Annotated in this window: 7 protein-coding genes; 2 read left to right on the plus strand and 5 right to left on the minus strand. The window is 50.0% G+C overall.

The features are described from left to right. Both Q0L39_RS09250 and Q0L39_RS09255 read right to left on the minus strand, forming a co-directional pair. Positions 1-580: MFS transporter (locus Q0L39_RS09250; RefSeq protein ID WP_296628601.1), on the minus strand; the 580-nt coding region annotated here is incomplete at its 3' end. 156 nt (positions 581-736) lie between these two features. After that, on the minus strand, positions 737-2,008 hold the full coding sequence (locus tag Q0L39_RS09255; protein WP_296628602.1) for an adenylosuccinate synthase: 1,272 nt from the start codon (positions 2,006-2,008) through the stop codon (positions 737-739). 319 nt (positions 2,009-2,327) lie between these two features. Between Q0L39_RS09255 and Q0L39_RS09260 the strand changes: the two genes are divergently transcribed. Next, a complete protein-coding gene (locus Q0L39_RS09260) occupies positions 2,328-3,914 on the plus strand; it encodes a PucR family transcriptional regulator (protein WP_296628604.1) in 1,587 nt (528 codons plus the stop codon). Between the two features lie 655 nt (positions 3,915-4,569). After that, the gene (locus tag Q0L39_RS09265) at positions 4,570-5,034 is read left to right on the plus strand and encodes a cytidine deaminase (RefSeq protein ID WP_296628606.1); all 465 of its coding nucleotides are present in this window, start codon (positions 4,570-4,572) and stop codon (positions 5,032-5,034) included. 61 nt (positions 5,035-5,095) lie between these two features. Here Q0L39_RS09265 and Q0L39_RS09270 read toward each other — a convergent pair whose 3' ends face one another. The 3 genes from Q0L39_RS09270 to Q0L39_RS09280 all read right to left on the minus strand — a co-directional run. Then, on the minus strand, positions 5,096-6,148 hold the full coding sequence (locus Q0L39_RS09270) for a M42 family metallopeptidase (protein ID WP_296628608.1): 1,053 nt from the start codon (positions 6,146-6,148) through the stop codon (positions 5,096-5,098). A 462-nt stretch (positions 6,149-6,610) separates the two neighbouring features. Beyond that, positions 6,611-8,014, minus strand: coding sequence for an MATE family efflux transporter (locus Q0L39_RS09275; RefSeq protein WP_296628609.1), 1,404 nt, complete (start codon positions 8,012-8,014; stop codon positions 6,611-6,613). 28 nt (positions 8,015-8,042) lie between these two features. Beyond that, the coding region (locus Q0L39_RS09280) for a Smr/MutS family protein (RefSeq protein ID WP_296628612.1) at positions 8,043-8,455 on the minus strand (413 nt) is incomplete at its 5' end.

Here is an 8,455-nt window from a genome sequence, read left to right on the forward strand (position 1 = left end):
ATTCTTTTGGGACCGGACTGTCCTTTTCCTGTGAAGACATCTGTCCTACCTCGCACAGTCCCAGCGACAGCACCGCTGCTGCTCCGTAGCTGACCACCGTCAAAAAGCCCGCCAACGCATAGTTCTGGCCGATCCACAGCGAGTAGACAGCGGATGCCAGCAGCAGACCGGCGGTTCCGCAGCTGTCCAGCACGCCAAACACCTTTTGACTGTCCTGTCCTTTACAGGACAGATACACCAGCGTCGTATCCACACCGGACAGACCTGCAATGACCACCGCCAGCAGGACACGCTCGAGCAAAAAGCCCCAGAAGTCGGTCGCCTGCCAGAAGGTCACCTGGGGGGCAAAGGAGCCGATGCTGCAAAGCACGACGGTCCGCCGGTAGCCGATGCGGTCGGCAACGATGCCCCACGGGATTTCCAGTCCCAAACGCAGCAGCATGAACACCGTTTCAATCAGGCTGATTTCAAAGACGGAAACGCCCTGTGCCTGCCGATAGAGGGTGGCGATGGGCGCATAAAAGACCATCCCCTGCAAAAAGGAGATGAGATACATCAGATAAATATTGCGTCTGTTCAAAAGAAAAACTCCCTTTACATCAAATTGAAAACAAAGTAAAGCAAAGCAAGCCCTCCTGCATGAGCAGGGCTTGCTTTGTTGATCTGTTTTTCTTTTTTAAATCAGACGCAGCATTTGCATGATCTCCTGACAAAAAAGAGAATAGAACGGTCTAAATTAGAACTCGATGTATTCCTCGCGCTCTGCACCAACCGAAACGTACTTGATCTTGCAGCCGACAGCTTCTTCGATCATCTTGATGTAGTCCATCGCTGCCTTTGGCAGGTCTTCCGGTTTTCTGCACTTGCTGACGTCGCAGTTCCAGCCATCAACATATTCGATCACTGGTTTTGCATCGTCGAGGTCAGCACCGAATGGGAACTCTTTGACCTGTTTGCCGTGAACGTCATAAGCGACGCAAACTGGAATCTTCTCGAAGCCGGACAGAACATCCAGCTTGGTCAGAGCGATTTCGTCAGCGCCCTGTACACGAACACCGTAGCGGGAAGCAGGAACATCGAACGGACCAACACGTCTTGGACGGCCGGTTGCTGCACCGTACTCGCCGCCGGCTTCGCGCAGGTCGTCTGCCTCTTTGCCGAACAGCTCGCAGGTGAATGGACCTTCACCGACGCAGGTGGAGTATGCCTTCATAACACCAACAACATTGTGCAGCTTGTGGTTTGGAATGCCCGAACCGATCGGTGCATAGGCTGCGATGGTGTTGGAGGAAGAGGTGAATGGATAGATACCGAAGTCGATGTCGCGCAGAGCACCCAGCTGTGCCTCGAACATGATCTTCTTGCCTGCTTTTTCAGCCTGATCCAGATAGAGGCTGGTGTCGCAGATAAAGTCTTTGATTGGGTTGCCGTAGGTTTCCAGCCAGTTCCAGATGTCCTCATAGCTGACCGGTTTTGCACCGTAAACCTTTTCGATGGTCAGGTTCTTCCACTCAACGATGCCTTTCAGGCGTTTTTTCAGAGCTTCCGGCTGGAGCAGATCGCCAACGCGGATGCCTTTCTTCATATATTTGTCGCCATAGACTGGAGCAATACCGCGGCGGGTGGAACCGTACTTGGCATCAGCCAGACGCTCCTCCTCCAGGCAGTCCTGCATTACATGGTATGGCAGGCAGATGATAGCACGGTCAGAAATTTTCAGGTTGTCCGGTGTGATTTTGACGCCAGCTGCGATCAGCTTGCCCATCTCTTTGTGGAGATGCTCCAGGTCGATGACCATACCATTGCCCATGACGTTGACAACCTCTGGACGCAGGATACCGGATGGCATCAGATTCAGGATAAATTTACCCAGATGATTGATGACGGTGTGACCAGCATTGTTGCCGCCCTGATAGCGGACAACCACATCATAGCTTTCCGAAAGCAGGTCGACCATTCTTCCCTTGCCTTCGTCACCCCAGTTGATACCAACAATAGCACTTAACATTTAATAAAACCTCCCTTTCCTGATTACAGGGACACAAAACTGGTGCAGGCTCCTCTGCATAAAACAATTATGGAAACAGCACTTATTTTTTTCTCCGTCTGTTATTATACTTTTGTCCATTGCCTTCTGTCAATCACTTTTTGACAAAAACACAGCAAAATCAATCGCTGCTTTCCTGTCACTTATGGCAGAATTTGCACCAAATTTTGTATAATAAAACAGCTTTTTCCTTTTTGATATGTACTTTTCAGATAATTTATTGTATAATAGGGGTGTAATTTCTTCCTGCTATTTTTTTCACGAAAAAGGAGTGTTCTATATGGCGTTAACCGTTGGCGAAATTCTGAACATGGAAGAACTTCGAGACTACCGCGTTCTGTGCGGTAAAAAGGGACTGGGCCGAGAAGTATCCACCGTCACGGTCATGGACACACCGGATGCAGAACAATGGCTGCACGGCGGCGAAATTCTGGTCACCTCGGGTTACATCATTCACACCGGCATCAGCGATATGTCCGAGCTGGTCCGCCGTCTGGATCGGGCAGGAGCTGCTGCACTGTTCATCAAGCTGGGCAGCTATGTACAGGCATTGGACGAGCAGACCATTCAGACTGCAAATGACCTGGGCTTTCCTATCATCAACATGCCGCAGGAGTGCGCTGTTGCCGAAATTATCAATCCGGTGCTGAAAAAGCTGATCGACGCACAGGCTTCGGCCATCCGTCTGTCTGAAAACATCAGCACCTCCTTTATCAATACCGTCATCAACGGCGGCGGCATTACCGACATCATCAATACCATCTCCACCCTGCTCAACCAAAACATCGCGTTTTACGACACTGCATTCAACAAGATTTATCCGTCCAAAAACGCTTCGCTCAAGGAGGACTTCAAGGAGACCTGCACCTCGTGCTATCCGCACCTGAATGTGACGCTGGATGACAAGAGCTACGGCTACATCGTCATCATCGACGACAGCCGTCAGGAGATGAGCAGCTATGAAACGATGATCCTCAACCATGCCTCCACCGCACTCAAGCTGATCGCGCAAAAATATATCTCCAACATGGAGATCGAATCGCGCTACCGCGACGGATTTGTACAGGACATCGTACTCAACAACATCAAGAGCTTGCAGGAGGTCATCAAGCGCGGCAAGATCTACGGCTGGGATCTGAGCGAAAAGTTCTATACCACCATCATTGTAGACATCGACGACTTCAAGATTCAATACCTGAACATCCGCAGCAAGAAGGACAGCGAAAACATCGAGAAGCGCAACGAGGAAATCTTCGATTATTCGCTCAAATTCTTCCGCAAGTACTTTAAGAGCGTGCTGTACACCAAATTTACCGACAGCACTGCTTTCATCATCAAGCACGACAAGCCGGACGATGAAATCTGCAAGAAGATCGTTTCCTGCTGCAACACACTGCGCACCGAAATCAGCGCGCAGTATAACTTCACTGTGACCATCGGCGTATCCGAGGCCAAGGACACCATCATGGAATGTCACACCGCTTATCAGGAATCGCAGAAGGCGGTCAAAATCAGCCGTCTGATCTACAAGCGCGACAACGTGATGATGTACACCGAGCTTGGCATCTACAAATTCCTCGACGGCATCAAGGACAACAACAGCGTCAAGGAATTTTACAAGGAATACATCGACAAGATCTGCCGTCACGACGAGCTGCATAACACCGACTTTATGGAGACGCTCATCAACATTGTGCAGAACGGCTGGAACCTGAAGATGGCATCGGACACAATGTACCTGCACTACAACACCATCAAGTACCGATACAAAAAGATCGAGGAGATTTCGGGACTTGACCTTGACCGCACCGAAGAAAAGCTGAGCATGGAGCTTGCCGTCAAAATCTATCTGATGAACCACATTTGATTTCGGCTGAGCTGACTGAGCAAGCTCAGTCCCACCCATTTCGCGTTGTCGGTGAAGTGTAAATCGCAAGCCTCGTTCTCGCGCAGGTCGCTTCGCTCGTTCTAGCAAAAAAGTTTTTGTCAGCGGATGTTTGCACGGTTGCCGCAGGCAATTTTGCCCGATCCTTTATGGGCAAAAAGTGCAAACTCCTGATTGAAAACTTGTTTTCAATCTATTTTTCTTTCAAAAAATTGTCCAGTCCAGAGTGAAACTCTGGTCGCTCGTCGCAACGAGCGAAACACCCTTATCGTCAGGCGCTCATTGGGAGAGCTCGAGATTGAACACTTGTTTTCAATCTCCTTTTCTGCAAGAAAAAAGGTTCTCGAAAGCCGATTTGTTTTGCAATCTATCCCCGAAAAGTTCCCAGTGGGAAGTTTTCGAAAGGTAGCAGGCTGCACCTTAAAACTCTCATTCACCTGCCACTCTTCTGCGCAAAACAATCCTATCCTTACATCATTTTTGTTTCCATACACAACAATTCTCTTTCCTAACAGCAGAAATTTTTCCGTCCTTTTCCATGAACGGTGGAGGTGTTCGTTAAAATAGTCATTATACAAACCATCTGAAATCGAAAATAGCCAAAATAGAATCATCAAAAACTGTGAGGGAAACAAAAATGAGAAATCTTAAAATAGAAAAGAAAATGTATGAACTGGCTGTCCAGCTGATTGAACAGCGCTATCCGACCGGCTGGGGCGGCGCGGCAGTGATCCGCACCGACAAAGACCACTACTTCACCAGCGTTGCCATCGAAACGGCAAACGCTTCCGCCGAACTATGCATCGAGGTCGGCGCGATGTGTGAGGCGCACAAGTACAACGAAAGGGTCACCCATTGTCTGTGTCTCACCCGTGACGATGAAACATCGCCCTATAAGGTTCTGTCGCCCTGCGGCATCTGTCAGGAAAGACTGCGATTCTGGGGCGAGGATGTTCAGGTCGGCGTCACCACCGACGATGGACAACTCCTGTTCGTACCGTTAAAGGAGCTTCAGCCTTATCATTGGTCCAAAGCTTACCCTGCTGAGGAATTGGATCATTATGTGCCGGCAGATGAAGCCCCTTCCCCTTTTCTTTTTTAACTCCATTAAAAAAGCTCATTCCCAATCGGGAATGAGCTTTTTTGTTGCTATGACAGCAGGATTACTTCTTGCAGCCGAGGTAGAGCAGGATCAGGTTGATGCTGTTCTCGAGTGCGGAGTAGTGAGTTCTCTCCATACCATGAGAAGCATGTACGCCTGGGCCGATCAGACCGCCCTTGATGTTGTGGCCGGCATGCAGTGCAGCACCGACGTCCGAACCGTATCTTGGGTAGATGTCAACTGCATATTTCAGACCGTTTTCTTTTGCCAGCTCGATGAGCTTGGTGGTCATGTCGTAGTCGTATGGACCGCCGGAATCTTTTGCACAGATGGATACATCGTACTCGGTGCAGGTAAGATCCAGACCGATGCAGCCCATGTCAACTGCCAGCACTTCAGAAACATCCGATGGGATGTATGCAGCGCCGTGGCCAACTTCCTCAAATACAGAGATGAAGAATTTGGTCTTGTACTGTGGTTTCAGACCCTGATCGTGCATCATCTTCAGTGCGGTCAGCAGGCAAGCAACGCTGCCCTTGTCGTCGATGAAGCGGGATTTGAGGAAGCCGCTCTCGGTAACAACGGTCTTTGGATCATAGCAGATGTAGTCGCCTGGCTGGATACCCAGATTCTGAACATCCTCTTTGCTGTGAACCTGCTCGTCGATGCGGACGATCATGTTGTCCTCATCTCTGGTTCTGGTTGCAGCATCTGGATGAACATGAACTGCTGGGCTCTCGGAGATGATGGTACCGGTGTAAACACGGCCATCTCTGGTGTGGATGCGGCAGTATTCACCGTCGAGGGTTGGCATGATTGGGCCGCCGATCTTGGTGAACTTCAGATCGCCTGCGGAGGTGATGGAGCGAACCATCAGGCCGAGGGTATCTACATGAGCGGAGAGCATAACAGTTTTGCTGTTGTCCTCACCTTCGATGGTGATGATGCCGCAGCCTTTTTCGATCTGTTCAAATTTGTATCCCAGACCGGTTGCGATCTTCTCAACTTCCTTTACGACCGCATGATAGTAGCCGCTTGGGCTGTCGATTCCAAAAATAGTTTTTGCTGTGTCAAAAAGATATTCCTTGTAATTTGCTACCTGAAAAACATCCATGACAAAAACCTCCCAAAATATATATTACTTATCGGAGAAACTCCGGTAAAGTCCCTGATGGTGATGCAGGCGAGCTGTTTATATCAAAACAGCATCCTACATCTATCTTTTTGTATTATTTGTAAGATAAAAGCAAAGTGAATCGGGGCCTACTTTCAGCTGTCTGCATTCGCAGCCAGCGCACTGACGTGCGACAGCATCGAAACAGCACCCTGCCTCTATCGCTTTTTTATTATGAGGTAAAGGCAAAGTGAAGCGGGTCCTGCTTTCAGCTGTCTGCATTCGCAGCCAGCGCACTGACGTGCGGCAGCACCGAAACAGCATCCTGCCTCTATCGCTTTTGATTTTATATTTTATTTTGAGGTATTTCGCACTCTGCGGAGTGCGACCAGAGTTTCACTCTGGACTGGACAATTTTTTGAAAAAAATTGAGTAAAACTTTATTCATACGAGCGAAGCCTACTAGACTTCGATCTGTGCCCATTTGCCCTTTCTGAAGCGGGTACCGTTGAGGATACAACGCACACACTGGTCAATGAACAGCGAAATCCATGCGCCAACCAGTCCCCAACCAACCGGATAGCAGAGCACCCAGGCAGAGATCGGACGGATGATGGCAATACTGATAAATGCAGTGGTCGCAATATATTTTGCATCGCCGGCGCCGCGCAGACAGCCTGTGTAGGAAAGCGCCGAGGTCTGAATAACCGTCGTCGCCGCGATAATCAGCATCAGATTGCCCGCTTCGGCGATAATGTCCGCCTCGGTGGTAAACAGGCCGATAATTTGATAGCGGAAGACGATGAAGATGATCGAAAGACAGATGGAAATTGCATACAACAGCACCTTATTGACCTTGACGTACAATTTTGCCATATCTGGACGTTTTGCGCCCAGCGACTGTCCGACCAGCGAAGCAATCGCAATACTGAATCCATCTCCGAACGAGAAGGACAGATTGATGATGTTCATGCAGATCTGGTGGGTTGCAAAAGCAACGGTTCCCAGTCCTGCGACGATTCTAACGTATGTAAAGAAGCCAATACGCATGAACAGCTGCTCGATGACCGCGCTGTAGCTGATCTTCCAGATGCTGCCCAGTGTTTCCTTGTCCAGACGCCACTTATCACGGATGGTGACATGCAGATAGGTCTCATGCGGCAGGATGGAACGAATCGACATCAGACAGGCAACGGTACTGCCCAGAATAGTAGCGATTGCAGCACCCTTGACCTCCAGTCGCGGAAATCCCAGATTTCCGTGGATCAGCAGATAGTTAAAAATCAGGTTGATGGCGTTGGAGGTCAGGTTGGTGGTCATCGCGATGCGGGTATTGCCCACACCTCGCTGTGCCGCATTGATTGTCAAACCGATACACATCGGTACAAAACCGATCATAATGATTCTAAAATAGTCGGTCGCATCTTGCATGGTATCCGCCGCAGCTCCCGAAATGCTCATGATGGGTTCTGCGAACACAAAGCCCAGTATCGCCAGAATCAGCGACAGCGTAAAGGTAATCATCAGGGCGACTCGCACACATTTTTGTGCACCTTCCCTGTTCTCCTGACCTCTTCTTCGTGCAACAACGGTGGTGACACCGATGTTGAGTGAGTTGATCAGCGCCAGCAGAATAAACTTTGGCTGGTTGGTCAGACCAACCGCCGCGATTGCTGCCGGACCCAATCCACCAACCATGATGGTATCGACCGACGAAACCAGGCTGACCAAGACGCTCTCTGCGGCGGAAGGCCATGCGATGTTGATCGCTCTGCGGTAGACTTCCTTGGTCGATGGAACCGGCCCCTGAAAATCAATTTTCTTTGCCAGACTTTCACTGGACACGCATTTTAGTATTTCATTCAAGCTTTCCCACTCCTCATTTGAAAACCGCTTATTTCAGTTCGGCGATGGTGACGCCGTCCTCGCCCTCACCATAGACGCCAAGGCGGAAAGCGCGCACCGCCTTGTGATTTTTCAGGTGCTGCTGCACCGCATTGCGCAGCGCTCCTGTTCCCTTGCCGTGGATAATGGTGATGGTCTTAATGCCCATCAGCAGACAGCTGTCGATATACTGGTCGAGCATCATGATGCCTTCCTCGATGGTCTGTCCGCGCAGATCCAGCTCGCTGCTGGCGCTGCGGGTAGATTTATCGGACAGCGTCTTGGTCACGCCGCCGCTCTGGGACTTGCGTTCCATTCGCTCCAGCTGACGGCGGCGCTTTTTGTCCACCAGACGCAGGTCAGAAACCGGCACCTTGGTTTTGATGATACCTGCCTGCACCTGTACCTTACCGCTGGCATCTG

The organism is uncultured Negativibacillus sp. (assembly GCF_944388365.1).
Taxonomy (GTDB): Bacteria; Bacillota; Clostridia; order Oscillospirales; family Ruminococcaceae; genus Negativibacillus.